The organism is Streptomyces malaysiensis subsp. malaysiensis (assembly GCF_040653035.1).
Taxonomy (GTDB): Bacteria; Actinomycetota; Actinomycetes; order Streptomycetales; family Streptomycetaceae; genus Streptomyces; species Streptomyces malaysiensis.
Window position 1 is genome coordinate 39046 of record NZ_JBEZNG010000012.1, and the last position, 24525, is coordinate 63570.

Genomic DNA, 24525 nt, shown 5'->3' on the forward strand with positions numbered 1-24525 from the left:
CGGGGCTCCCTCGGTGCGCACCCGGCTGCTCCCGCTTCTCATCGTCCTCATGGCGGGCGTGCTGCTCGCGCTCGGCTTCCCGCTCGCCGGGAGCCTGGCCGCCCGCGAACAGCAGCGAGTGGTCGTCGACCGGATCGACGACACCGCGCGCTTCGCCGCGCTCGCCCAGTTCGTCAGCGCCGGGCCGACGGGGTCGGCGGGCCCGGAGGGGGGCGAGCGGCTGGACACCCTGCGCGCCGAGCTCAAGCGCTACCACGAGCTGTACGGCATCCGGGCCGGGGTCTTCTACCGGGAGCGGGACGCACCGCCCATGGCCGAGGCACCAGGCGGCTGGCGGCTGCCGGACACGGGCGAGAGCTCCCAGGCGTTCGACGAGGCCCTCGCCGGGCGCCGCAGCCACGATCCGCCCCAGGTGTGGCCCTGGCAGCGGGGCAGGCTCACGGTGGCCTCTCCCGTCGTCCGCGACGGGGACGTGGTGGCCGTCGTCGTCACCGACTCGCCCACCGGCCAGATGCGGTCGCGCATCCTGCACGGCTGGCTCGTCATCGGCGCGGGCGAAGCCGCCGCGATGCTGCTGGCCGTGGGGGCCGCCGTCCGGCTCACCGGATGGGTGCTGCGGCCGGTGCGCGTCCTGGACGGCGCGACCCATGACATCGCCACCGGGCAGATGCAGTCACGCGTCGCGGCCGCCTCCGGGCCCCCGGAGCTGCGGCGGCTGGCCCGCTCGTTCAACGAGATGGCCGACAACGTCGAACAAGTCCTCGAGCAGCAGCGGGCGTTCGTCGCCGACGCCTCCCACCAGCTGCGCAATCCGCTCTCCGCGCTGCTGCTGCGCATCGAGCTGCTGGCGCTGGAACTGCCGGACGGCCATGAGGAGATCGCCTCGGTGCGCGCGGAGGGCAAGCGCCTGGCCAGCGTCCTGGACGATCTGCTCGACCTCGCCCTGGCCGAGCACTCCGCCGCGGATCTGCGGCTCACCGATATCGCGGAGCTGGCGACCGACCGGGTGGACGCGTGGCTGCTGGTGGCCGAACGGGAGGAGGTCGGGCTCGCCTACACCGGGCCGGCGGCCATCACCGGCTGGGCCGACCCAGTGGCCCTCTCCAGCGCGCTGGACGCCGTGGTCGACAACGCCCTGAAGTTCACGCCGGAGGGCGCGCATGTGGAGGTCTCGGCGCGGACGGAGGGCGACAGCGTCGCGATCGTTGTCTCCGACGGCGGCCCGGGCCTCACCGAGGAGGAACTCGCCCGCATCGGCGACCGCTTCTGGCGCAGCAGCCGCCACCAGAACATCTCGGGCTCGGGTCTGGGCCTGTCCATCACCCGCGCCCTGCTCGCGGCGGGCGGCGGCACGATCCACTACGCCCCCAACGAGCCCCGCGGCCTGTGTGTGACCATCACCGTCCCGAGGACCGGGCCCGGTGAGAACGTGAAGACCGTAAGGGCGTGAAGACCGTAAGGGCGTGAGGAGCGCCGTAAGGGCGTGAGCGGTCGTGGTAAGGGCGCGGGCGGGCGCCGTAAGGGCCGCTCAGTCCCGCGGCTTGTGCCAGACGACGCTGTAGCGCCACAGGAGGTGACGGCGGTACCGCGAGCCGGGCAGCAGCCCGGCGGCCAGCGCCCGCATCTCCGGGTAGGTCACCGGCGGTGGCCACACGATGGGGGACGGGTGCTCCCAGTATCCCTTCACGGCGCGATGGGCCTTACCGGCGGCCACGGCGGCAAGGACGCGCGGCAGGTCCTTGGGCAGGGTGTCGCGGGCGATGCCGACGACGGCCAGGACGCCGCCGGGCCGCAACAGTTCGCGCATGCGGGTCAGGCCGGTGGCGGCGTCCATGTGGTGCAGGGTGGCCACCGAGGCGATGACGTCGAACGAGGCGGGTTCGAACGGGTGGCTGAGGAAATCGCCGAGGATGTAGTCGATATCGTCCCGGTACGCACGCCCCTGATCGAGGCTGGGCGCGTCGAGGTCGATGCCGGTGACATGTGGCACGGTCCGCCGGAGCGCGCGGGCGAGCATGCCCTCGCCGCAGCCGACGTCGAGGGCGCGCCGGGAGCCGTCGGGGACCGCGCGGAGGATGCGGGGGTGGTAGTGGATGTTGTGGTTCCACCGCCTGCGGTTCTTCGCTGTCATGTGAAGATCCTGCCGGAGGCGGGTCCCTCCTGGACGCGGGTTCCGCCGGTCGGCTGGATCGGGACGGCGGTGTTGCCGGGCTACGGCTTGACCGAGCGGTAATAGCGCGCCGCGCCCTGGTGGAGGGCGAGCGGATCGGTGAAGACGGCGGTGCGCAGGTCCACCTTCTGGGCGGCGTGCACCGTCGCCCCGATGCGGTCCCGGTTCTCTATCACCGTGCGGGTGACGCCCTCCGCCAGATCGGGGTCCACCCGGTCCGTGGTGACCAGGAGGTTCGGTACGGCGATCGTCTTGACCGGCTCCGGCCTGCGTATCTCCTCGTACGCGTCGGCGGGCACGGTGGCCGCCCGGTAGTAGCGCGTCACCCCGCCCTGCCGGTGCAGCGGGCCGGTGAGGTCGCCGAGCTGGACGAGCCGGATCGGGTAGGCGCGGGCCAGGGTGCGCACCGCGGAGGTCGGCAGCCCGCCCGACCAGAAGAAGGCGTCCAGCTTGCCCTGGCGCAGCAGCCTCGGCATGGTGTCGATGCCGACCCGCTCCGCCCGGATGTCCCGCTCGAAGTCGAGCCCGGCGGCCTTGATCAGCGCCCGGGTGATCAGCTGCACGCCCGAGCCGTCGTCGCCCACCCCCACCCGCAGATGCTTCAGATCGCGGGCCGATCGCACGGACGAGCCCCTCGGCACGACCAGCTGCATGTAGTCGTCGTAGAGCCGGGCGCAGGCCCGCAGCTGATCCGCCCCCTCGCCCTGGTAGGCGGCGACGGCGTCGGTGGCGGCGATGGCGAAGGTGGCCCTGCCCCGGGCCAGCCGTTCGACGTTCTCCGGGGACCCCCTGGACTGTTCCAGCCGCACATCGACATCGGGGAGGTCCCGGGCGAGGTCCTGCTCGAGCATCCGGCCGTAGGTGTCGTAGACGCCGGTGGAGACCCCCGTCGCGAACGTCACCCGGCCGCTGGGCGCGGGGCCGCCGCCCGTCGCCAGCAGCCACCACAGCAGCAGCCCGAGGGCGACGAGGCCCGCGGCGGCGGACTGGAGGGCACGGCGCCGGTCCAGGCGCGGAAGGGTGACGGCCATGGCGAGGATCCTGCCAGCCCCGCTTCCGGGAGGGGAGGGGCGAGGCCCACGGGAGGCGAGGAGAGTCCGGGATCCCGTCCGGTGGGCGCCGCTCGATCAGGTGCCGGAGCGCAGGGCCCTCGACAGGCCCAGGGCTGCGGTCCGGACCGCCGGCGCCAGATGTGCCGGCCGGAAGCGGCCGCGCGGCACGGCCACTGACAGCGCCGCCACCGCCGTCGGTCCGTCGAAGACGGGGGCCGCGATGCAGCTGACCCCCGGAGCCGCCTCTTCCTCCTCGTAGGCCAGCCCCGAGACCTGAGCCTGTTCGACGGCCGTGCGCAGCCGGTCCGGATCGGTGATCGAGTGGGCGGTGAGGCGGGGCAGAGGCGCGGCCAGGACCTCCTCGACCAGCTCGGAGCCCGAGAACGCCAGGAGCGCCTTGCCGACGCCGGTGCAGGTCAGGGGCAGTCGGCCGCCGATGCGGGAGGGCAGCCGCAGGGCGTCGTGGCCGTGGATACGCTCGACGTAGACCACCTCGTGGCCCTCGCGCATCCCGAGGTGCACGGTTTCGTGCGTGGCCTCGAAGAGGTCCTGGAGGAACGGCAGCGCGGCCTCCCGCAGATCGCGCCGGCGCGGCACGAGCGAGCCCAGTTCGAACAGGGCGCCGCCGAGCCGGTAGGTCTCGGCGTCACGTTCGAGCAGGCCGAGCCGGACCAGATCGGCGCAGAGCCGGAACACGGTGGTCTTGGCCAGCCCCGTACGCGCCGACAGTTCTGTGAGACGGAACGCGCCGCCGTCGGGCCGGAAGCAGCCGAGGACGGCCACCGCCTTGTCGAGCATGTTGCCCTGGGAGCTGTTCCGTGTCATGGAACCCATTGTGCCCATGGCCGCCCGGCCCACCGTCGGGCAGGGAGGCTTTCCGTGAGCGCCTACCCTTGTCGGGTGACCATCAGCAGCGACCGGAGCCCGGCAGTGGACGTTCAAGCACCCAAGAGCTACGAGATCCGCACCTACGGGTGCCAGATGAATGTCCATGACTCCGAGCGGCTCTCGGGCCTCCTGGAAGAGGCGGGCTACGTCCGCGCGCCCGAGGGCACCGATGAGGGCGAGGCCGACATCGTCGTCTTCAACACCTGCGCGGTGCGGGAGAACGCCGACAACCGGCTGTACGGCAACCTCGGCCGGCTCGCGCCGATCAAGGCGCGGCGGCCGGGTATGCAGATCGCCGTCGGCGGCTGTCTGGCCCAGAAGGACCGCGACACCATCGTCAACAAGGCCCCGTGGGTCGATGTGGTCTTCGGCACCCACAACATCGGCAGCCTGCCGGTGCTGCTGGAGCGCGCCCGCGTCCAGGAGGAAGCCCAGGTCGAGATCGCCGAGTCCCTGGAAGCCTTCCCCTCCACCCTTCCGACGCGGCGCGAGTCCGCGTACGCCGCGTGGGTCTCCATCTCCGTGGGCTGCAACAACACATGCACCTTCTGCATCGTCCCGGCGCTGCGCGGCAAGGAGAAGGACCGCCGGCCCGGCGACATCCTCGCCGAGGTGGAGGCCCTGGTCGCCGAGGGTGTCACCGAGATCACCCTGCTCGGCCAGAACGTGAACGCCTACGGCTCCGACATCGGCGACCGCGAGGCGTTCAGCAAGCTGCTGCGCGCCTGCGGGAAGGTCGACGGCCTGGAGCGGGTCCGGTTCACCTCACCGCATCCGCGCGACTTCACCGACGACGTCATCTCCGCCATGGCCGAGACGGAGAACGTGATGCCGCAGCTGCACATGCCGCTTCAGTCCGGCTCGGACACCGTGCTCAAGGCGATGCGCCGCTCGTACCGGCAGGAGCGCTACCTGGGCATCATCGAGAAGGTGCGCGCCGCGATGCCGGACGCCGCCATCTCGACCGACATCATCGTCGGCTTCCCCGGGGAGACGGAGGAGGACTTCGAGCAGACGCTGCACGTGGTGCGCGAGGCGCGCTTCACGCAGGCGTTCACCTTCCAGTACTCCAAGCGGCCCGGGACACCCGCCGCCGAGATGGACGGCCAGGTGCCCAAGAAGGTCGTCCAGGAGCGCTACGAGCGGCTGGTCGCCCTCCAGGAGGAGATCTCCTGGGAGGAGAACAAGAAGCAGGTCGGCCGGACGCTGGAGGTGCTGGTCGCCGAGGGAGAGGGCCGTAAGGACGACGCCACGCGGCGGCTGTCCGGCCGGGCCCCCGACAACCGCCTGGTGCACTTCGCACGGCCCGAGGAGCCGGTGCGCCCCGGTGATGTCGTCACCGTCGACATCACCTACGCCGCCCCGCACCATCTGCTGGCCGAGGGCCCGGCCCGGAGCGTGCGGCGCACCCGTGCCGGAGACGCCTGGGAGCGGCGGAACGCGCCAGGGGAGAAGCAGCCCGCGGGTGTGCTGCTGGGCCTGCCGACGGTGGGTGCCCCGCCGCCGCTGCCGGCCACGCCCGCCGCGGGCTGCGGCTGCGACTGAACGCGCGGCTAGGCTCACGATCATGCTGATCGCCGCCGCCGTCTGCCCGTGTCCGCCGCTGCTGGTGCCCGAGGTCGCCGCGGGAGCCGCGCCCGAGCTGGACGGGCTGCGCGCGGCGTGTTCCGAGGCCGTCCGCGCCCTCGCGGCGGCGCGTCCGGACTGCCTGATCGTGGTGGGACCCGCCGATCTCGCCGGGCGCGGGAAACATGCGCAGGGCGCGGCAGGATCGTTCCGCGGCTTCGGGGTGGAGCTGGATGTGCGGCTTGCGGCGCCGACGGCGGAGGGGACGTCCGGCGGCGGCGATGCCGCGGGGCGGGGACTCTCGCCCGAGCTGCCGCCGTCGCTGCCGCCCACCCTGCCGACCTCGCTTGCGGTCGGCGCCTGGCTGCTGGAGCACGCGGGGTGGGACCCGGCGGTGCCCGTCGAGGGGCTGGGTGTGGGGGAACCTCTCGCGGCCGAGCGGTGTATTGAAGTCGGAAGGGAGCTCGCCGGGCGGGCGGAGCGGGTCGCGCTGCTGGTGATGGGCGACGGCACCGCATGCCGCACGCTGAAGGCGCCGGGCTATCTCGACGAGCGGGCGGCCCCGTTCGACGCCGAGGTGGCGCGGGCGCTGGCGGCCGCCGACACCGGAGCGCTGGCCGCGCTCGACGAGGAGTTGGCGTACGGGCTCAAGGCGGCAGGACGCGCGCCGATGCAGGTGCTCGCCGGGGCGGGCGAGGGGGCGCGCCTGAAGGGGGAGTTGCGGTATGACGAAGCGCCGTACGGCGTGGGGTATTTCGTGGCGAGCTGGTTGTCGTAGACCGCTCGCGGCCGTGGAGCGTGCGCTCCACGGCCGCGTACCGGCGGGGTCGGCCGGTCCGGGACCGGCGTCACCCGCCCCCGACGTGTCCGCCCCCGTCCGATGTGCCTTCTTGCGTGCCTACTTGGCCTGGCCGGCCTTATGCGTCGCCCTTGCGCTTGGGCTTGGGCTCGTCCATGTGCGAGAGGCGGTTGAGGGCGTCCTTCGCCTTGCCCGTGCCAGTCTCGATCTTGGCGCTGTACTTGCCCTTGGTCCTGGTGTCGACCGACTTGGCCGCCTTCTCCAGGCCCCGTCCGATCCTGGCCTCGTGCTGCTGCGCGAAGCCGCCGGCCTTGCCCTTCATCTGACCGGCCTTGGCCTTGAGATTGTCCATCAGGCCCATGTGCCACCTACCCTCGTCGGTTGCCTATGTGCGGGCGTTCTCACCGGTCTCGCTGTCGGCCGCCTCGGCCGCGGACTGCTGCCTGGGGATTCCGGCGCCTTCACCCGCCGGACTCTCCTTCCCGCTCCGCGCGGCCTCATCCCCGTCAGCGGTCCCGGACTCGGCCTCCGCCGTTGCGGCGTCGGCCGTGGCCTGGGTGTCCTGCGCGGATGGTGTCTCCTCCGGTGCCCTCTCGGACGATCGGATCGTCCGCTTCGACACACGGTGAGACCTGGAAGAACGTCGAAACCTGGAAAACACGCCCATATCTACTCCATACCTTACTCGTGCGGGCGAAATCCCGTGCCGTTCGGAGTGCCCCCTTGCGCCGCGCGTGGACACCGAGTCCCCGAACCGGCCCTGGGAACCTCGCAACAGGCAACGAACCCGGTGGTGCCCCGTCACGTCGCTCATTCGAGGAGAGCCCCTGGCATTTGCGAGACTGGCCCGGTGAATATTGCAGGCCACCCGCTGCGAGTCATCGCCGTCGTCGGCCCCACCGCGGCCGGAAAGTCCGACCTGGGCGTCGCGCTCGCCAGACATCTCGGCGGCGAGGTCGTCAACGCCGACTCCATGCAGCTCTACCGGGGCATGGACATCGGCACCGCCAAGCTGACGGAGGACGAGCGGCAGGGGGTGCCGCACCGGCTGCTGGACATCTGGGACGTCACCCAGACCGCGAGCGTCGCCGAGTACCAGCGGCTGGCCCGCGCCGAGATGGACCGCCTGCTCGACCAGGGCCGCACCCCCGTCCTGGTCGGCGGCTCCGGTCTCTACATCCGCGGGGCCATCGACGCACTCGAGTTCCCGGGCACCGACCCCGCCGTCCGGGCCCGGCTCGAGGCCGAGCTGGAGGAGCGGGGCTCCGGGGTCCTGCACGCCCGGCTCGCCGCCGCCGACCCCGAGGCGGCGCGCGCGATCCTGCCCAGCAACGGCCGCAGGGTGGTCCGGGCGCTGGAGGTCATCGAGATCACCGGCCGCCGCTTCACCGCCAATCTGCCGGGGCATGAGGCGGTCTACGACACGCTCCAGATCGGCGTCGACGTCGAGCGGCCCGAGCTGGACGAGCGGATCGCCCTGCGGGTCGACCGGATGTGGGACGCCGGGCTGGTCGAGGAGGTCCGCCGGCTGGAGGCCGCCGGGCTGCGCTCCGGCCGTACCGCCTCCCGCGCGCTCGGCTATCAGCAAGTGCTCGCCGCGCTCGCGGGGGAGTGCGCCGAGGAGGACGCGAAGGCCGAAACGGTGCGCGCCACCAAGCGGTTCGCACGCCGTCAGGACTCCTGGTTCCGCCGCGATCCCAGGGTCCACTGGCTCAGCGGAGCCGCCGACCGTAGGGGGGAACTCCTGGCGAGCGCCCTCGCGTTGGTTGAACGGGCGGTCACAGCCTGATCACGTGATGGCATCGGGACGCTCCGCTCGTCATTGGGGCCCCGGCGGGCATGCCATCATCAAGCTCCGATCGTGCCGTGGTGTCTGGAGTTGGGAGGGCGTGTGGCGATGGAGGCCGGCCCTCGCGACGCATCGCAGCAATCGCCGCACGGAGACGCGCGGTCGCTGACCCCGGACGGCCCCGACGATGAGGCCGGAGCCTTCCATGAGGCCGGCGCGGTCCTCGAGGACGGCTCCGAGGACCCGGACGGCGCGGGGTCGGTCTCCGGGGAGTCCTTCCGGGAACTGCGTCCGCCGCGCCGGCTGCGGATCTGGCAGATCGCGCCGATCGTCGCCCTGGCCATCCTCGGCTCGCTGATGTTCGCCTTCCCGCTCGCCTTCGAGTTCGGCGACGGAGGGGCGGTCGTGGCCATGCTCGGCCTCCTGCTGAGCGGCTGTGCGGCGGGCTGGGGCCTGATGGCCGCCCGCCGGGTGGGCTACACCTGGCCGGGCCTTCCCCCCAGGGGCTCCGGGCGCCGCCCGGACTGGCGCTTCGTGGTGCTCTATGTGCTGATCGTCGCGCTGCTGGTTGCCCTCACCTTCTGGCGCGTGGCCCGCCTCCGCTGAGCGTTCAGCTGGAAGTGCCCCGACCTGCCGTCGATCGTCTGCGGCGCCGTCGTGGCTGGTCGCGCCCCGCGGTGGAGCCGCATATCGATACAGCCCCGCGCCCCTTCGGGGCGCCCCCGAACCGCAGCCGACTTCCGCCGATCCGCTTAGGCCCCCTCCGGCGGCTCCTCCCGGGTCCCGGCGCCGGGCCCGGCACCTCGCGGCGGTGCGGGCTCGTCACGGGCTCAGGGCCGCCCCGGCGGCGCCCGCCGGGCACCGGGGGACGGCGCTCGCGGTGCCCCGTAGGATCGAGGGATGAGCACCGCACCACGGCTGTCCTTCGTCAAGGGGCACGGCACCGAGAACGACTTCGTCATCGTCCCCGACCTGGACGGCGGCCTGGAGCTGTCCGCGGCCGCCGTCGCCCGGATCTGTGACCGCCGCGCCGGTATCGGCGGTGACGGGCTGATCCGTGTCGTACGGTCCTCGGCGCATCCCGAGGCGCGGGGCATGGCCGACCAGGCCGAGTGGTTCATGGACTACCGCAACAGCGACGGCAGCGTCGCCGAGATGTGCGGCAACGGAGTCCGCGTCTTCGCCCGCTACCTCCAGCGGGCCGGGCTCGTCGAGGCGGGCGATCTCGCGGTCGCCACCCGGGCCGGGGTGCGCCGGGTCCACATCGCCAAGGATGCCGGTGACGCCGCGCGGCCGGGTGAGGCCACGGCCGGGTCCGACGGCCCGATCACCGTGGTGATGGGCGAGGCGATACTGCCCGAGCCCGGCCCCGAAGGGGAGATCACGGTCACGGTCGGTGAGCGCTGCTGGCCCGCGCGCAACGTGAACATGGGCAATCCGCACGCGGTCGCGTTCGTCGACGACCTCGCCCAGGCCGGTGATCTCTTCACGGCCCCCGCCGTGCGCCCCGCCTCCGCGTACCCGCAGGGCACCAATGTCGAGTTCGTCGTCGACCGCGGCCCGCGCCATGTCGCGATGCGCGTGCACGAGCGCGGCTCCGGCGAGACCCGCTCCTGCGGCACCGGCGCCTGCGCCGTGATGGTGGCCGCGGCGCGCCGTGACGGGGCCGATCCGGCGGTCACCGGCCACCCCGTCACCTACACCGTGGACGTTCCGGGAGGGCGGCTTGTCATCAGCGAACGGCCGGACGGTACGGTGGAGATGACCGGCCCTGCCGTGATCGTGGCCGAGGGGGAGCTGGATCCCTCTTGGCTGGGCACGGACCTCGGCTGACACTTCCCTCGAATGGGTGATCCGTTTCACTCTGGGCGAGAGCCGGTCGGCCGTGCGTGATGGGCTCGATAGCATCAAGCACCGGCCCGGGGGAGTGCCCACGCCGGTTGACGCTCGACGCCGCCGGAGGTGCCCATGAGCGCAGAGGCCACCGACCAGGCCCCGTTCGGTCGCAGGCGCGGCCTCCCCCGTATCGACCTGCGCAATCTCCGCAGGTTCAGCCGGGCGGCCCTGCTCGGTCCGGCCTCGCGCGGCCGGCTGCCGGACGCGATCGAGCATGTGGCCAAGGTCCATCGCGTGCACCATCCCGGAGCCGAGCTGGATGTGCTCCGCAAGGCGTATGTCCTGGCCGAGTCCTCCCATCGCGGCCAGATGCGCAAGAGCGGTGAGCCGTACATCACCCATCCGCTGGCCGTCACGCTGATCCTCGCCGAACTGGGCGCCGAGACCACGACCCTGACGGCCTCGCTGCTCCACGACACCGTCGAGGACACCGATGTGACCCTCGATCAGGTGGGGGAGCAGTTCGGCGAGGAGGTCCGCTATCTCGTCGACGGCGTCACCAAGTTGGAGAAGGTCGACTACGGCGCGGCGGCCGAGCCCGAGACCTTCCGCAAGATGCTCGTCGCCACTGGCAACGATGTCCGGGTGATGTCGATCAAACTCGCCGACCGGCTGCACAACATGCGCACCCTCGGCGTGATGCGCCCCGAGAAACAGGCCCGCATCGCCAAGGTCACCCGTGATGTGCTGATTCCGCTCGCCGAGCGGCTCGGGGTGCAGGCGCTCAAGACCGAGCTGGAGGACCTGGTCTTCGCCATCCTCCACCCCGAGGAGTACGCGCGGACCCGCGAGCTCCTCCAGGCCCACGCCGGGCGCCCCGACCCGCTGGCCCTCGCCGCCGGGGACGTACGGGGCGTGCTCCATGAGGCGGGCATCACCGCCGAAGTCCTCGTCCGGCCGCGGCACTTCGTCTCCGTCCACCGGGCCGGGATCAAGCGCGGCGAGCTGACCGGCACCGACCTGGGCCGACTGCTCGTCCTGGTCTCCGACGACGCCGACTGTTACGCGGTCCTCGGCGAACTGCACACCTGCTTCACCCCGGTGATCTCGGAGTTCAAGGACTTCATCGCGGTCCCCAAGTTCAACCTCTACCAGTCGCTGCACACGGCCGTGGCCGGGCGCGACGGCGAGGTCACCGAAGTCCTCATCCGCACCCACCAGATGCACCGGGTCGCGGAGGCCGGAGTGATCGCCCTCGGCAATCCGTACGCCCCGACGGAGGGCGCCGACGCCCCCGAGGGCGAGCGGGCGGACCCCACCCGCCCGGGCTGGCTGTCCCGGCTGCTCGACTGGCAGAGCGCCACCCCCGACCCCGACATCTTCTGGACCTCGCTCCGCGACGACCTCGCCCAGGACCGGGAGATCACGGTCTTCCGCTCCGACGGCGGGACGCTCGGCCTGCCCGCGGGCGCGAGCTGTGTGGACGCCGCGTACTCCCTGTACGGCGATGACGCGCACTCCTGTATCGGCGCCCGGGTCAACGGCCGGATCGCAACGCTGAGCACGGTGCTGCGCGACGGCGACACCCTCCAGCTGCTGATGGCGAGCGACAGCAGGGACGCCGCCTCCCACGGCCCCTCGCCGGAGTGGCTCGACCACGCCCGCACCCCGGCCGCCCGTATCGCCATCAACCGCTGGCTGGCCGCCCATCCGGCGCCGCAGCACGAGTCCCGGGAGGCGGCCCGGGAGACGGAGGCGGAGTCCGGCGCCGAGCTCACCGGGCAGGGCGCGCAGGGCTCCCAGGCCCCGCAGGGCGGCGAGGCCGCCGTCCCCGCGGTCGGTGCGGGCCGCCCCGAGGCGGGCATCGTCGTCGACCTGCCCGGTGCGACCGTAAGGCTCGCCCGCTGCTGCACCCCCGTGCCGCCGGACGCGGTCACCGGCTTCGCGGTCCGCGGCGGGGCCGTCACCGTGCACCGTGTGCGCTGCCCCGGGGTGGCGCGGATGACCGCGGCCGGGCGTACGGCCGTCGGGGTGCGCTGGGCGGACCAGGACGACGGGGACGGGGGCGGCGACTATCGCGTGACCCTCTTCGCGGAGGCGTTCAGCAGACCGCATCTGCTGGCCGATCTCACCGAGGCCATCGCCGCGGAGGGCGCGGAGGTGGTGGCGGCCGCCGTCGAACCGCCCCGTGAGCAGCGGGTCCGGCACACCTACACGCTCCAGCTGCCCGACGCGGGCAAGCTGCCGATCCTGATGCGGGCCATGCGCAACGTCCCCGGGGTCTACGACGTGACGCGCGAGGGCCGCAGCGTGGCTGCGGCGCACTCCTGAGCGCCGTCGGGCCGCCTCTGAACTCCTTCGGGTGGATCAAGGCCGGGAGCGACTGCGCGGGTGCCGGGGCGCTGGTAGCCGTAGGGCATGACGCTTTCTTCGGGGCGCCGCCCCTGGCCACCGCGGACCGGGCGCCGCAGGACCGCGCTGGTGGCCGCCGCCATGGCCGCGGTCTTCCTCGCGGTCGGCCCCTCCTCGGCCGCGGGGCCGGTATCCCCCGCGCACCCCACGCCCCTGGGCATCGGTGACCCTCTCTTCCCGCAGCTCGGCAACCCCGGGTACGACGTCACGGCGTATGACCTCGCGTTCGACTACCGCCGTCAGGACCGGCCGCTCGACGCCGTGACCACCATCGACGCCCGGGCCACCGCCCCCCTGCGCACCATGAACCTCGACTTCGCCCAGGGCGTCGTGCACTCCGTAAGAGTCGACGGAGCGCGGGCCCGGTTCGCGACGGCCGGAGAGGATCTGGTGATCACCCCGTCCGCCCCGATCCACAAGGGCGCCACGTTCCGGGTCACCGTCCGCCACACCAGCGATCCCCAGGGCGGCACGAACGGCGGCTGGGTCCGCACCGGCGACGGCCTGGCCATGGCCAACCAGGCCAACGCCGCCCACCGCGTCTTCCCGTGCAATGACCACCCCGCCGACAAGGCCCGCTTCACCTTCCGGATCACCGCCCCGAAGAGCCTTACGGTCGTCGCGGGCGGTCTGCCCGGACCGCGCGTCCGCAAGGGATCGCGGACCACCTGGACGTACCGTCTCGTCCACCCCATGGCCACCGAGCTGACGCAGATCTCCATCGGCCGCTCCGCCGTACCGCGCCGCACCGGGCCCCATGGCCTGCCGGTGCGCGATGTCGTGCCCGTGGCGGACCGCGCACGGCTGGAGAAGTGGCTCGCGCGTACTCCAGGCCAGCTGGCCTGGATGGAGCGGAAGGCCGGGCGCTACCCCTTCGAGAACTACGGTGTGCTGATCGCCCACGCCACCACCGGCTTCGAGCTGGAGACACAGACGCTCTCGCTCTTCGAGCGCGACCTGTTCACCAGCGGTCAGCTGCCTCGCTGGTACATCGAGTCGATCATGGTGCATGAGCTGGCGCACCAGTGGTTCGGCGACAGCGTCAGCCCGCGCCGCTGGTCCGATCTGTGGCTCAACGAGGGCCACGCCACCTGGTACGAGGCGCTGTACGCCGATGAGCGCGGTAAGGCGAGCCTGACGGGGCGGATGCGCAAGGCGTACGGGCAGTCCGACGCCTGGCGGGCCGAGGCGGGGCCACCCGCGGCCCCCAAGCCGGCCGACCCCGGCCAGCCGATCGGCATCTTCCGCCCGGTGGTCTACGACGGCAGCGCGCTGGTGCTGTACGCGCTGCGGCAGCGGATCGGCCCGGCCGCCTTCGACCGGCTGGAACGGCGCTGGGTGCTCCGCCACCGCGACGGTGTGGCCTCGACCGCCGACTTCATCCGGCTGGCCTCCGAGGTGGCGGGGCGCGATCTGAGCGGATTCCTCCATCCGTGGCTGTACGGCGCCAGGACGCCGCCGATGCCGGGACACCCCGACTGGAGGTCGACGGCGAAGGAGAGCACCAAGGGCGCCGCGCTGCCCGGCGCGCGGGCGGGGCGGCACGCGGTGCGTTACGCCGTGCCATGGGCCGTGAAACCCGGGTGACGGTCCGGCCGCCGCGTGCGACCATCAAGGGGTCGGCGTCGCGGCCGGCCCGGCGGGGAATCCCGGGGGCCCGCCGAGCGTTGTCGACAGTGACGGTATTCCACGACGTAAGGATTCCTTTGACCCACTCCTCTTCCCTTCCGCAGGACCGGCAGCGAGCCGCCGAGAGCCTTCGGGCCGACGCCCTGATGGAAGAGGACGTCGCCTGGAGTCACGAGATCGACGAGGAGCGTGACGGCGACCAGTACGACCGCTCCGAGCGTGCCGCGCTGCGGCGTGTGGTGGGCCTGTCCACCGAGCTCGAGGACGTCACCGAGGTCGAGTACCGCCAGCTGCGCCTGGAGCGCGTGGTGCTGGTCGGCGTATGGACCTCCGGCACGGTCCGGGACGCGGAGAACTCGCTGGCGGAGCTCGCCGCGCTCGCCGAGACCGCCGGGGCCCTGGTGCTGGACGGTGTGATCCAGCGGCGCGGCAAGCCGGACCCGGCCACCTACATCGGCTCCGGCAAGGCCGAGGAACTGCGTGACATCGTGGTCGAATCCGGTGCCGACACCGTGGTCTGCGACGGTGAGCTGAGCCCCGGACAGCTGATCCACCTCGAGGACGTCGTCAAGGTCAAGGTGGTCGACCGCACCGCCCTGATCCTCGACATCTTCGCCCAGCACGCCAAGTCCCGAGAGGGCAAGGCGCAGGTGTCGCTCGCCCAGATGCAGTACATGCTGCCGCGGCTGCGAGGCTGGGGTCAGTCGCTGTCCCGCCAGATGGGCGGTGGTGGCTCCGGATCCTCGGGCGGCGGTATGGCCACGCGTGGTCCCGGTGAGACCAAGATCGAGACGGATCGGCGCCGCATCCGCGAGAAGATGGCGAAGATGCGCCGCGAGATTGCCGAGATGAAGACCGGCCGCGACATCAAGCGGCAGGAGCGTCGGCGTCACAAGGTCCCCTCGGTGGCCATCGCCGGTTACACCAACGCGGGCAAGTCCTCGCTGCTCAACCGGCTCACCGGTGCGGGTGTCCTGGTGGAGAACGCGCTGTTCGCCACCCTCGACCCGACCGTGCGCCGGGCCGAGACGCCCAGCGGGCGGCTCTACACACTGGCGGACACCGTCGGGTTCGTCCGGCATCTGCCGCACCACCTGGTGGAGGCGTTCCGCTCCACGATGGAGGAGGTCGGCGACGCCGATCTGATCGTCCATGTGGTGGACGGATCGCATCCGGTGCCGGAGGAGCAGCTGGCCGCCGTGCGCGAGGTGATCCGCGATGTGGGCGCGGTCGATGTGCCCGAGATCGTTGTGATCAACAAGGCGGATCTGGCCGATCCGCTGGTCGTGCAGCGGCTGCTGCGCATGGAGCGGCGCGCCTTGGCGGTGTCGGCCCGCAGCGGGCAGGGCATCGACGAGCTGCTCGCGGTGATCGACGAGGAGCTGCCCCGGCCCCAGGTCGAGATCGAGGTGCTGCTGCCGTACACCCACGGCAAGCTCGTCGCGCGCACCCACACCGAGGGTGAGGTGCTCTCCGAGGAGCACACCCCCGAGGGCACGCTGCTCAAGGCGCGGGTGCACGAGGAGCTCGCGGCGGAGCTGCGGCGCTTCGTACCGGCCGCGGCCGCCGGGCAGCGCTAGCCCCGAGGGCCGGCGGCGCCGGTCCCGAAAGTCGGCAGCGCCAGGCTCGACAGCCATTCACCACGAGGGCCCGCCCCCGGAAATCCGGGGGCGGGCCCTTGCGGTGCCTTACGGTCGGCGGCTCAGCCGATCACTGGCTTGCGAACTTCTTGCTGACCGCGGTGTAGACGCCCTTCGCCTCCGGGCCGAGGTGCGGTCCCGCCAGCCAGGTCGCGTTGGACGGACCGATCGAGGTGTTGGACACCAGCGACGGCTTGCCGTCCGCGCCCTTGGCGACCCAGCCACCGCCGGAGGAACCCGCGGTCATGGTGCAGCCGATGCGGTACATCGTGGGCTGCTCGGCATCCAGGGAGAGGCGGCCCGGCTGGTCGGCGCACTGGTTCATCTTCTGGCCGTCGAACGGCGGGGCGGCCGGGTAGCCGGTGGCCGTGATCTCGTCGATGGACTTCACCGCCGGGGCGTTGAAGTCGACCGGAAGCGCGCCGCCCACCGTCTCCTCGAGCGACTTGCCGCCGCTGACCTCCGGCTTCACATGCATCACCGCGAAGTCGTATGGAGCGCCCTTACCGCCCACGGCCGCGCCGCTGTCGATCCACTGCGAGGAGGTCTGCGCCCAGTCGGCCCACCAGACGCCCTTGGGCGCCAGCTCCTCCTTGGTGGCGTTCTCCAGCTCAGCCTGCGACTTGCCCGCGTCGTTGTAGGAGGGCACGAACATCAGGTTCTTGTACCAGCCGCCGCCCTTGCCCGCGTGGACGCAGTGGCCCGCCGTCCACACCAGGTTGGACTTGCCGGGGTGCGCCGGGTCCTCGACCACCGTCGCGGAGCAGACCATCGAGCCCTCGGGGCCGTCGAAGAACACCTTGCCCGCGTAAGGCACATTGGCGCTGTACGGGCTGGCGACCTCCTTGGCCTGGACGGGCTGCGGATCGGGGTCGGTCACACCCTGGTCGTCCGCGATGTCGCTGTCGTCCACCGGCTTGTCGGGCTCCTGCGCGTCGCGCATCCGGTCCGGCTTCCACAGACCCTTGATGATCGGGTTGATGAAGTCACCGGCCTCGCGCAGCCAGTCGTCCTTGTCCCACTTGTTCCAGGCACCGTTCTTCCACTGGTCCAGATCGATGCCGAGATTCTTCAACTTGTCGTTGAGATTGTCGGGCAGCTTGATGTCGTCCACGCCCTGCTGCTCCGACGACGCGGTCGGCTTGGCGTCGGTGTTGTCGTCCGAGGAGTTGCACGCGGTCGCGGTGAGCGCCAGAACCGAGGCTATGGCGGCCACGGCCAGTGCGGGTCGGCGTGAGGATGGCATGGGTGGAACTCCCCCTGAGGTTCTGAGCTGCTCTACGGCCTGTGTGGAATTGTCATGCACCGCCCCGGCAATGGGGTGGAATCCCACTATGCCGGTGCCGCCTACGACGGCTGCGAGCGGGTCCTTGGTTCCCGGCCACAAGGATCTTCGCCGAGCCCGTGATCCGGAGCCCTACGCGTCGTTGGTACGTACGGGGGACAGCCGGAGGGCGTTCAGCAGCAGGAGGACCGAGACTCGTGGCCGTGACCCAGCTCCCGTCGATGGCCCTGGCCGCCGTCCCCGGCGACGGCGGCGCCACACAGGGCATTCTGCGGCGCCAGGCGCTGCGTGAGTCGGCCGCCCGCACCTACGCCCGGGCGTTGCCCATCGTGCCGGTGCGCGCCCGGGGGATGACGGTCGAGGGGGCCGACGGCCGCCGCTATCTCGACTGCCTCTCCGGGGCGGGGGCGTTGGCCCTGGGGCACAACCACCCGGTGGTGCTGGACGCGATCCGGGCCGTTCTGGACTCGGAGGCACCGCTTCAGGTCCTGGATCTGGCCACACCGGTCAAGGACGCCTTCACGGACGAGCTGTTCGCCACCCTGCCGCCCGGACTCGCCTCCCGCGCACGGGTGCAGTTCTGCGGACCGGCGGGCACGGACGCGGTCGAGGCCGCGCTCAAACTGGTCCGCACCGCCACCGGGCGCGACGGTCTGCTCGCCTTCTCCGGGGCCTTTCACGGGATGACGGCCGGAGCGCTGGCCGCCTCCGGCGGCGCCCCGGCGGCTGGTGTGATGGCGGCCGGTGTGGCGGCGGCCGGTGTGACCCGGCTGCCCTTTCCATACGACTACCGCTGCCCGTTCGGGGTCGGCGGGGAGCGCGGTGCCGAACTCGCGGCGCACTGGGCCGAGAAGCTGCTCGACGACCCGAAGGGCGGTGCGCCCCACCCGGCCGGGATGATCCTCGAACCCGTACAGGGCGAGGGCGGGGTGATCCCGGCACCGGACGGCTGGCTGCGCCGGATGCGCGAGATCACCGCGGCCCGCTCCATTCCGCTCATCGCTGACGAGGTGCAGACCGGTGTCGGCCGCACGGGGGCCTTCTGGGCGGTCGACCACAGCGGGGTGGAGCCCGATGTGATGGTGCTGTCGAAGGCCATCGGAGGGGGCCTGCCGCTGGCCGTCGTGGTCTACCGGGAAGACCTCGACGTCTGGCCGCCCGGAGCCCACGCGGGCACCTTCCGCGGCAACCAACTGGCGATGGCCGCGGGCGCGGCGACCCTCGCCCATGTCCGGCAGAACAACCTCGCCGGGCGCGCGGCAACCGTCGGCGGCCGGATGCTGGAGCGGCTGCGCCGATTCGCCGCCGGACGGCCCCAGATCGGCGACGTGCGCGGCCGGGGCCTCATGATCGGCGTTGAACTCGTCGCCCCGGAGACTGGGTTCGCGACGGGAGCTGGAGTCGCGCCAACGGGGGCTGGACCCGTCGCGAACCCCGACCACGAGGAAGCCCCGGGCGGCACAACCCCATACGAGGTATCCCGGTACGAGGCATCTCCGGGTGGGGGAGCCCCGCACGAGGCATCCCCGGGTGAGTCAGCCCTATACGCCGATGCCATGCGTACGGCGGCACCGCCCGCCGCTCCCGCGCTCGCGGCGGCCGTTCAGCAGGAGTGCCTGCGGCGCGGGCTCATCGTCGAACTCGGCGGACGCCACGGTGCGGTGATCCGCCTTCTCCCTCCGCTCACCATCACCGATGAGCAGACAGAGGCCGTCCTGGACCGGCTCACCGACGCCCTGGACGCGTCGATCCGCACCGCCGGAACCCACTCCCGTGAACTCCCGCCCACCGCTGCCCCGTTCGCCCCGCCGTCCACCGGAGACCACCGGTGACGCGCCCCGCACCGTACGACCGCACCCCCATCGCACCACCGAAGGAGGCAGGCGCCGGGCCCAGGACGTGAACGCCATGATGCCCGCGCCGCACCCACCATGCCGCATACCCCCGGGGGAACCCCCTTGTCTCCCCGCCCGCAGCCCGTGCCCGCCCAGACCAACCCCGGCGACTCCGCGCGCCCCGGCCCCCCGCCGCCCCTCCCGCACTCGCCCCATACGGCGCCTCCCCCGGCTGAGGAGGCGAGACCGCCCGCCCCGGCCGCCCCGCCCATGGCGGTGTCGGCGGTCAGGGCACCGTCCACCGCCATGACGGCCGCCGGAGAGCAGACAGCGCCCCCAGCACCGCCATCCCCTGTCGCGCCAGTGCCATCTGCCCCCACGACGGCGCCACTGTCCCCCACGACGGCGCCGTCCCCCGCGGCCGTGCCACCGTCCGAGGCGGCGGTGCCACCGACCCCGGCCTCGGCGCCACAGCCCCCGGCGACGTCGTCCGCCAAGACGTCGTCCGCCAAGACATCGCCCGCCATTGCGCGGCCCGCCACGGCGCCGCTCCTCAGCACGGCGGGAGCGGGCGCTGGCGCTGGCGCACCCCAGCCATCCGCCACGGAGAGGCCACCCACCCCGGAGCCGTCGGCTGAGGAGCCGTCCGCACTACAACGGCCCGCCCAGGGGCCGCCACTGGCCGCGACGGCCGTACCCCGGCAGAACCGCGACAGCCAGGAGGTGCCCGGCGGCCGCGCCCGTGAGGTCGGCGTGGATCCGCTCGACGACCCCGACCCCCTGACTGCGGCCGACGCCGCGGCCGTCGAGAACCTGCTGCGCTGCTGGGTACGCGAGCGCGGTCTCGCGCGCCCCGACAGGGACACCCTGCGCATCCCCCTCGCCGCCAGCGGAACCGTACTCCTCGTCCCGGTGCGCTATTGGTCGCCCACCGGCTGGCACCGCTTCGGTCCGCCGCTGCTGGAGCACGGCCCCCATGACGCGCCCGCCGTTGGCGCGGTCACCCTCGCGGCTCTGCTCACCCGCGAGGCGGCGTACACCGCGCGGCAGGACGATCCCGACGCGGACGCCACCGAGCTCGTCGGCCGTGTCGCGGACTCCGTGCGACGCACCGCCCTCTTCCTCACCCACCGCCGGGCCAGGCCCGCGGATCCCGGCGCGGGCACCCCGTTTCTCAATGCCGAACAATCCCTCCTCTTCGGTCACCCCCTGCATCCCACGCCGAAGAGTCGCGAGGGCCTCTCCGACGCCGAATCCACCGTCTGCTCACCGGAATCGCGTGGCTCCTTCCCCCTTCACTGGATCGCGGCGGACCGGTCCGTACTGGCCTGCGAGTCGGCCTGGACGGAGCGCGGCCGGACCGTGCCCGCCGAGCGGCTCGCCCTCTCCCTGGCGGGCAGCGGCCTCCAACTGCCCACCGGTACCGTGCCCCTGCCGCTGCATCCCTGGCAGGCTCGCGAGATCCGGCACCGTCCGGAGGTCGCCGCGCTCTTCGACGCCGGTCTGTTGCACGACCTCGGGCCGTGCGGTGGGGACTGGTATCCCACCTCGTCGGTCCGTACCGTCTATCGGCCCGGCGCTCCCGCCATGCTGAAACTCTCCCTCGGCCTGCGAATCACCAACTCCCGTCGTGAGAACCTCCGTAAGGAACTCCGCCGCGGTGTCGAGGTGCACCGGCTGCTCCGCAGCGGACTGGCCGAGCAGTGGCGGACGGCATTCCCCGGCTTCCCGGGCTTCGACATCGTCCGAGACCCGGCCTGGCTCGCCGTGGACGGATCGGATGGCGAGCCCCTGACCGGCATCGACGTCGTCGTCCGGCACAACCCGTTCGGCCCCGGCGACGACGCCGTCTGCGTCGCCGGACTCCTCGCGGTGCGCCCCTGGCGCGGACAGCCGGTGATGCGCTCCCGGCTCGCCCATATCGTCGCCCGGCTGGCCGCTCGCACCGGCCGTTCCACCGCGGCCGTCGGCGCGGAGTGGTTCCTGCGCTATCTGCACACGGTCGTACGCCCCGTGCTCTGGCTGGACGGGGAAGCCGGGATCGCGCTCGAGGCACACCAGCAGAACACGCTGGTGCTGCTGGACCCGGACGGCTGGCCGGTCGGCGGCCGCTACCGGGACAACCAGGGCTACTACTTCCGTACGTCCCGGCACGCCGAACTCCAGCGTCGGCTGCCCGGTATCGGCGGCCGCAGCGACACCTTCGTCCCCGATGAGGTCATCGACGAGCGGTTCGCCTACTACCTGGGTGTCAACAACGTCCTCGGAATGATCGGCGCCTTCGGGTCCCAGCGACTCGTCGAGGAGCGCGTCCTGCTGGCCGCGTTCCGCCGCTTTCTCACCGAGGTCGCGTCCGGCCCCGGGCGTACCCGCTCACCGCTTCCCGCCCAGCTCCTGGAGGCGCCCACCCTGCGCTGCAAGGCCAATCTGCTCACCCGGCTGCGCGGCCTGGACGAACTGGTGGGACCGGTGGACACCCAGTCCGTCTATGTGACCATCGACAACCCCCTCGCCATGTCCGTCTCTCCTTCCGGCACCCCTGATGTCCCTCCTATGGCTTGACTCCGCGACCCGCGATCAGGCCCCTCACCCCCACGTTCCCCCCGACGTGCCGAGACCCCCGAGAGGAGAGCGTCGCCGTGCCGCACACCGACTCCAGTGCGAGCTCCAGCACCGACGACACCATCGATCTGCGGCTGCGCCAGAAAGAGGACGTCGCGCCACACATCGACGTGGACTCCACCGGACCGGAGGCCGACGACCGGCCGGATCTGCTCGACCACATCGTCGAATGGGGGCCCACCAGGACCCCGTTGGGCACCTTCCAGCTTGTCCCGGTGCGCATCGGGCGCGATCTGCGGCTCATCGCCCAATGGATGAACGACCCGTCCGTCGCCGCCTTCTGGGAGCTCGACGGCCCCGAGGAGACCACCGCGAGCCACCTCGGGGACCAGCTCGACGGCGATGGCCGCAGTGTGCCCTGCCTGGGCGTCCTGGACGGCGTCCCGATGAGCTACTGGGAGGTGTACCGCGCCGATCTGGACCCGCTTGCGCGGTACTACCCCGCCCGGCCGCACGACACGGGTATCCACCTGCTGATCGGCCGGGTCAGCGATCGCGGCCGTGGTCTGGGGACGACCCTGCTCCGGGCGGCCGCCGACCTCGTCCTCGAACACCGTCCGTCCTGCTCCCGGGTCGTGGCCGAACCGGATCTCCGCAACACCCCCTCCGTCGCCGCCTTCCTCGGCGCCGGCTTCCGCTTCTCCGCGGAAGTCGAACTCCCCGCCAAACGCGCCGCGCTGATGCTGCGCGACCGTGCCCTGCGACACGTCCTGTGAGCCTCGACAACCATCCGTGCCCCCGTGATCTGTCGGCTTCTGTGAAAGTTCTCTGCGAGCTCTGTGCGAGATTCCACTGTTGATACACCGCTCGCCCGGTCCCGGTTCCCACGAGCGCGGATCCGCCCGTCCCACCAAGTGGGGATCCGCCCGTCCCACGAAGGCGGGATGCGTCCCAGCTCCACCTCGGCCGAAACCGTCCGTCACCGACCACACAGACGGGAGTGATGTCGGTGCCGCCCCGTAGGCTGGCTGCCCTATGACTGAATCGTCCTCGCCTCCACTCGCCGATCTGCTGCACGCCGCCGTAACCGCCGTCGGCGGCACCGAGCGCCCTGGTCAGACCGCCATGGCCGAAGCCGTGGCGGAGGCGATTGACGACAGCTCCCATCTGTTGGTTCAGGCCGGGACCGGCACCGGGAAGTCCCTCGGCTATCTGGTGCCCGCCCTCGCCCACGGTGAGCGTGTCGTCGTCGCCACGGCGACCCTCGCCCTCCAGCGGCAGCTCGTCGAGCGAGATCTGCCCCGCACCGTGGAGGCGCTGCACCCGATCCTGCGCCGCCGCCCCGAGTTCGCCATGCTCAAGGGCCGCTCCAACTATCTGTGCCTGCACCGGCTCCACGAGGGCGTTCCGCAGGAGGACGCCGATGAGGCCGGCCTCTTCGACCCGTTTGAGGCCGCCGCCCCCACCAGCAAGCTCGGCAAGGACCTGCTGCGGTTGCGCGACTGGTCGGACGAGACCGAGACCGGCGACCGGGACGATCTGACCCCCGGTGTCTCGGACCGCGCCTGGGCCCAGGTGTCGGTCACCTCCCGGGAGTGCCTCGGCGCGTCCAAATGCGCCTATGGCGCGGAGTGCTTCGCCGAGGCGTCCCGTGAGCGGGCCAAACTCGCCGATGTCGTCGTCACCAACCACGCGCTGCTCGCCATCGACGCCATCGAGGGCGCCCCCGTGCTGCCCAGCCATGAGGTGCTGATCGTCGACGAGGCCCATGAGCTGGTCTCCCGGGTCACCGGCGTCGCCAGTGGCGAGCTCACCCCGGGCCAGGTCAACCGCGCCGTTCGGCGTGCCGCGAAGCTGGTCAACGAACAGGCGGCGGACGCCCTCCAGACCGCCTCGGAGGGCTTCGAGCGGCTGATGGAGCTGGCGCTGCCCGGCCGCCTTGAGAAGATCCCCGAGGACCTCGGCTATGTGCTGATGGCGTTGCGCGACGCGGCCCGCACGGTGATCTCGGCGCTGGGCGCCACGCGGGACGCCTCGGTCAAGGACGAGGACGCGGTCCGCAAGCAGGCGCTGGGCGCCGTGGAGACCATCCACCAGGTGGCCGAGCGGATCGTCGAGGGCTCCGAGTACGACGTGGTCTGGTACGAGCGGCACGATCGCTTCGGGGCCTCGCTGCGTGTCGCCCCGCTCTCCGTTTCGGGGCTGCTGCGCGAGAAGCTGTTCGAGGACCGGTCCGTCGTTCTCACCTCCGCCACGCTCAAGCTGGGCGGGGACTTCAACGGGGTGGCGGCCTCACTCGGTCTCGCCCCCGAGAGCCCGCAGGATCCGGAGGGCGGCGAGGACACCGCGCCGCGCTGGCAGGGCCTCGACGTCGGCTCGCCCTTCGACTACTCGAAGCAGGGGATCCTCTACGTCGCCAAGCACCTCGCCCAGCCCGGCCGCGACGGCAGCCGCGCCGATATGCTCGATGAGCTCACCGAGCTGGTCGAGGCCGCGGGTGGTCGCACGCTCGGGCTGTTCTCGTCCATGCGCGCCGCCCAGGCGGCCGCGGAGGAGCTGCGTGGGCGTATCGACATGCCCATCCTCCTCCAGGGCGAGGAGACGCTGGGCGAGCTGATCCGCGCCTTCGCCGCCGACGCCAAGACCTGCCTGTTCGGCACGCTGTCCCTCTGGCAGGGCGTCGATGTGCCGGGGCCCAGCTGTCAGCTGGTGGTGATGGACCGGGTGCCCTTCCCCCGTCCCGACGACCCTCTGATGAGTGCCCGCCAGAAGGCGGTGGAGGAGGCCGGGGGCAATGGCTTCATGGCCGTCGCCGCGACCCATGCCGCGCTGCTGATGGCCCAGGGCGCGGGCCGGCTCGTGCGCGCTTCGGGTGACCGGGGCATTGTCGCCGTCCTGGATCCCCGGGTCGAGCGGGCCCGCTACGGCTCGTTCCTCCGCAAGTCCATGCCGGACTTCTGGTACACGACCGACCGCAACCAGGTGCGCCGCTCGCTGGCCGCCATCGACACGGCGGCCAAGGCCCAGGAGGCGTAGCGGGGCGCCGCCCTACGGTCGGCGCA

Annotated in this window: 18 protein-coding genes; 13 read left to right on the plus strand and 5 right to left on the minus strand. The window is 72.2% G+C overall.

The annotated features are described in order from the left end of the window. Nucleotides 1-13: 13 nt before the first annotated feature. On the plus strand, nt 14-1450 hold the full coding sequence (locus tag AB0E24_RS23795; RefSeq protein ID WP_147966909.1) for a sensor histidine kinase: 1437 nt from the start codon (nt 14-16) through the stop codon (nt 1448-1450). Nucleotides 1451-1528: 78 nt separating this feature from the next. Here AB0E24_RS23795 and AB0E24_RS23800 read toward each other — a convergent pair whose 3' ends face one another. From AB0E24_RS23800 to AB0E24_RS23810, 3 genes are all read right to left on the minus strand, one after another. Further along, on the minus strand, nt 1529-2131 hold the full coding sequence (locus AB0E24_RS23800) for a class I SAM-dependent methyltransferase (RefSeq protein WP_347235714.1): 603 nt from the start codon (nt 2129-2131) through the stop codon (nt 1529-1531). A gap of 80 nt (nt 2132-2211) precedes the next feature. Then, complete coding sequence (locus tag AB0E24_RS23805) at nt 2212-3201, minus strand: TAXI family TRAP transporter solute-binding subunit (RefSeq protein ID WP_069867884.1); 990 nt, start codon at nt 3199-3201, stop codon at nt 2212-2214. Between the two features lie 96 nt (nt 3202-3297). Further along, the gene (locus tag AB0E24_RS23810) at nt 3298-4020 is read right to left on the minus strand and encodes an IclR family transcriptional regulator (protein ID WP_359379966.1); all 723 of its coding nucleotides are present in this window, start codon (nt 4018-4020) and stop codon (nt 3298-3300) included. Between the two features lie 102 nt (nt 4021-4122). Here AB0E24_RS23810 and miaB point away from each other — a divergent pair, with 102 nt between their 5' ends. Then, nucleotides 4123-5655 carry a tRNA (N6-isopentenyl adenosine(37)-C2)-methylthiotransferase MiaB gene (gene miaB, locus AB0E24_RS23815; RefSeq protein ID WP_174884454.1) on the plus strand — a complete coding sequence of 511 codons (1533 nt, stop codon included), beginning with the start codon at nt 4123-4125 and terminating at the stop codon, nt 5653-5655. Nucleotides 5656-5677: 22 nt separating this feature from the next. After that, on the plus strand, nt 5678-6454 hold the full coding sequence (locus AB0E24_RS23820) for a class III extradiol dioxygenase subunit B-like domain-containing protein (protein ID WP_359379706.1): 777 nt from the start codon (nt 5678-5680) through the stop codon (nt 6452-6454). 139 nt (nt 6455-6593) lie between these two features. Here the strand turns inward: AB0E24_RS23820 and AB0E24_RS23825 are convergent, their stop codons facing one another. Then, nucleotides 6594-6836 carry an antitoxin gene (locus tag AB0E24_RS23825; RefSeq protein ID WP_069867881.1) on the minus strand — a complete coding sequence of 81 codons (243 nt, stop codon included), beginning with the start codon at nt 6834-6836 and terminating at the stop codon, nt 6594-6596. 489 nt (nt 6837-7325) lie between these two features. Between AB0E24_RS23825 and miaA the strand changes: the two genes are divergently transcribed. From miaA to hflX, 6 genes are all read left to right on the plus strand, one after another. Next, nucleotides 7326-8264: a tRNA (adenosine(37)-N6)-dimethylallyltransferase MiaA gene (gene miaA, locus AB0E24_RS23830; protein ID WP_359379710.1), complete on the plus strand. Its 939-nt coding sequence runs from the start codon at nt 7326-7328 to the stop codon at nt 8262-8264. A gap of 108 nt (nt 8265-8372) precedes the next feature. After that, entirely contained in the window at nt 8373-8870 is a 498-nt protein-coding gene (locus AB0E24_RS23835) for a hypothetical protein (protein ID WP_359379712.1), read from the plus strand. Nucleotides 8871-9164: 294 nt separating this feature from the next. Continuing rightward, nucleotides 9165-10097 carry a diaminopimelate epimerase gene (dapF, locus tag AB0E24_RS23840; RefSeq protein WP_206333453.1) on the plus strand — a complete coding sequence of 311 codons (933 nt, stop codon included), beginning with the start codon at nt 9165-9167 and terminating at the stop codon, nt 10095-10097. Nucleotides 10098-10232: 135 nt separating this feature from the next. After that, nucleotides 10233-12431, plus strand: coding sequence for a RelA/SpoT family protein (locus tag AB0E24_RS23845; RefSeq protein ID WP_206333454.1), 2199 nt, complete (start codon nt 10233-10235; stop codon nt 12429-12431). Nucleotides 12432-12518: 87 nt separating this feature from the next. Beyond that, the gene (locus AB0E24_RS23850) at nt 12519-14099 is read left to right on the plus strand and encodes a M1 family metallopeptidase (RefSeq protein WP_251773083.1); all 1581 of its coding nucleotides are present in this window, start codon (nt 12519-12521) and stop codon (nt 14097-14099) included. A 119-nt stretch (nt 14100-14218) separates the two neighbouring features. Then, nucleotides 14219-15721 (plus strand): GTPase HflX, encoded by a 1503-nt coding sequence (gene hflX / locus AB0E24_RS23855; RefSeq protein WP_069867876.1) that lies wholly within the window; start codon nt 14219-14221, stop codon nt 15719-15721. Nucleotides 15722-15851: 130 nt separating this feature from the next. Here hflX and AB0E24_RS23860 read toward each other — a convergent pair whose 3' ends face one another. Further along, complete coding sequence (locus AB0E24_RS23860; RefSeq protein WP_232638453.1) at nt 15852-17027, minus strand: trypsin-like serine peptidase; 1176 nt, start codon at nt 17025-17027, stop codon at nt 15852-15854. A gap of 260 nt (nt 17028-17287) precedes the next feature. Between AB0E24_RS23860 and AB0E24_RS23865 the strand changes: the two genes are divergently transcribed. The 4 genes from AB0E24_RS23865 to AB0E24_RS23880 all read left to right on the plus strand — a co-directional run bounded on the left by AB0E24_RS23865 (nt 17288) and on the right by AB0E24_RS23880 (nt 24499). Beyond that, a complete protein-coding gene (locus tag AB0E24_RS23865; protein WP_359379968.1) occupies nt 17288-18898 on the plus strand; it encodes a diaminobutyrate--2-oxoglutarate transaminase family protein in 1611 nt (536 codons plus the stop codon). Nucleotides 18899-19207: 309 nt separating this feature from the next. Continuing rightward, nucleotides 19208-21463: an IucA/IucC family protein gene (locus tag AB0E24_RS23870; protein WP_359379718.1), complete on the plus strand. Its 2256-nt coding sequence runs from the start codon at nt 19208-19210 to the stop codon at nt 21461-21463. 77 nt (nt 21464-21540) lie between these two features. Beyond that, nucleotides 21541-22239 (plus strand): GNAT family N-acetyltransferase, encoded by a 699-nt coding sequence (locus tag AB0E24_RS23875; protein WP_174884456.1) that lies wholly within the window; start codon nt 21541-21543, stop codon nt 22237-22239. A gap of 259 nt (nt 22240-22498) precedes the next feature. Then, on the plus strand, nt 22499-24499 hold the full coding sequence (locus AB0E24_RS23880; RefSeq protein WP_069867873.1) for an ATP-dependent DNA helicase: 2001 nt from the start codon (nt 22499-22501) through the stop codon (nt 24497-24499). Nucleotides 24500-24525: the final 26 nt, after the last annotated feature.

Excerpts from the sequence above, each read along its gene's own strand:
- AB0E24_RS23800 (WP_347235714.1), bottom strand. The coding sequence starts at position 2,131 with ATGACAGCGAAGAACCGCAGGCGGTGGAACCACAACATCCACTACCAC.
- AB0E24_RS23805 (WP_069867884.1), bottom strand. The coding sequence starts at position 3,201 with ATGGCCGTCACCCTTCCGCGCCTGGACCGGCGCCGTGCCCTCCAGTCC.
- AB0E24_RS23810 (WP_359379966.1), bottom strand. The coding sequence starts at position 4,020 with ATGCTCGACAAGGCGGTGGCCGTCCTCGGCTGCTTCCGGCCCGACGGC.
- AB0E24_RS23820 (WP_359379706.1), top strand. The coding sequence starts at position 5,678 with ATGCTGATCGCCGCCGCCGTCTGCCCGTGTCCGCCGCTGCTGGTGCCC.
- AB0E24_RS23825 (WP_069867881.1), bottom strand. The coding sequence starts at position 6,836 with ATGGGCCTGATGGACAATCTCAAGGCCAAGGCCGGTCAGATGAAGGGC.
- AB0E24_RS23835 (WP_359379712.1), top strand. The coding sequence starts at position 8,373 with ATGGAGGCCGGCCCTCGCGACGCATCGCAGCAATCGCCGCACGGAGAC.
- dapF (WP_206333453.1), top strand. The coding sequence starts at position 9,165 with ATGAGCACCGCACCACGGCTGTCCTTCGTCAAGGGGCACGGCACCGAG.
- AB0E24_RS23845 (WP_206333454.1), top strand. The coding sequence starts at position 10,233 with ATGAGCGCAGAGGCCACCGACCAGGCCCCGTTCGGTCGCAGGCGCGGC.
- AB0E24_RS23850 (WP_251773083.1), top strand. The coding sequence starts at position 12,519 with ATGACGCTTTCTTCGGGGCGCCGCCCCTGGCCACCGCGGACCGGGCGC.
- AB0E24_RS23860 (WP_232638453.1), bottom strand. The coding sequence starts at position 17,027 with ATGCCATCCTCACGCCGACCCGCACTGGCCGTGGCCGCCATAGCCTCG.
- AB0E24_RS23865 (WP_359379968.1), top strand. The coding sequence starts at position 17,288 with ATGGCCCTGGCCGCCGTCCCCGGCGACGGCGGCGCCACACAGGGCATT.
- AB0E24_RS23870 (WP_359379718.1), top strand. The coding sequence starts at position 19,208 with ATGACGGCCGCCGGAGAGCAGACAGCGCCCCCAGCACCGCCATCCCCT.
- AB0E24_RS23880 (WP_069867873.1), top strand. The coding sequence starts at position 22,499 with ATGACTGAATCGTCCTCGCCTCCACTCGCCGATCTGCTGCACGCCGCC.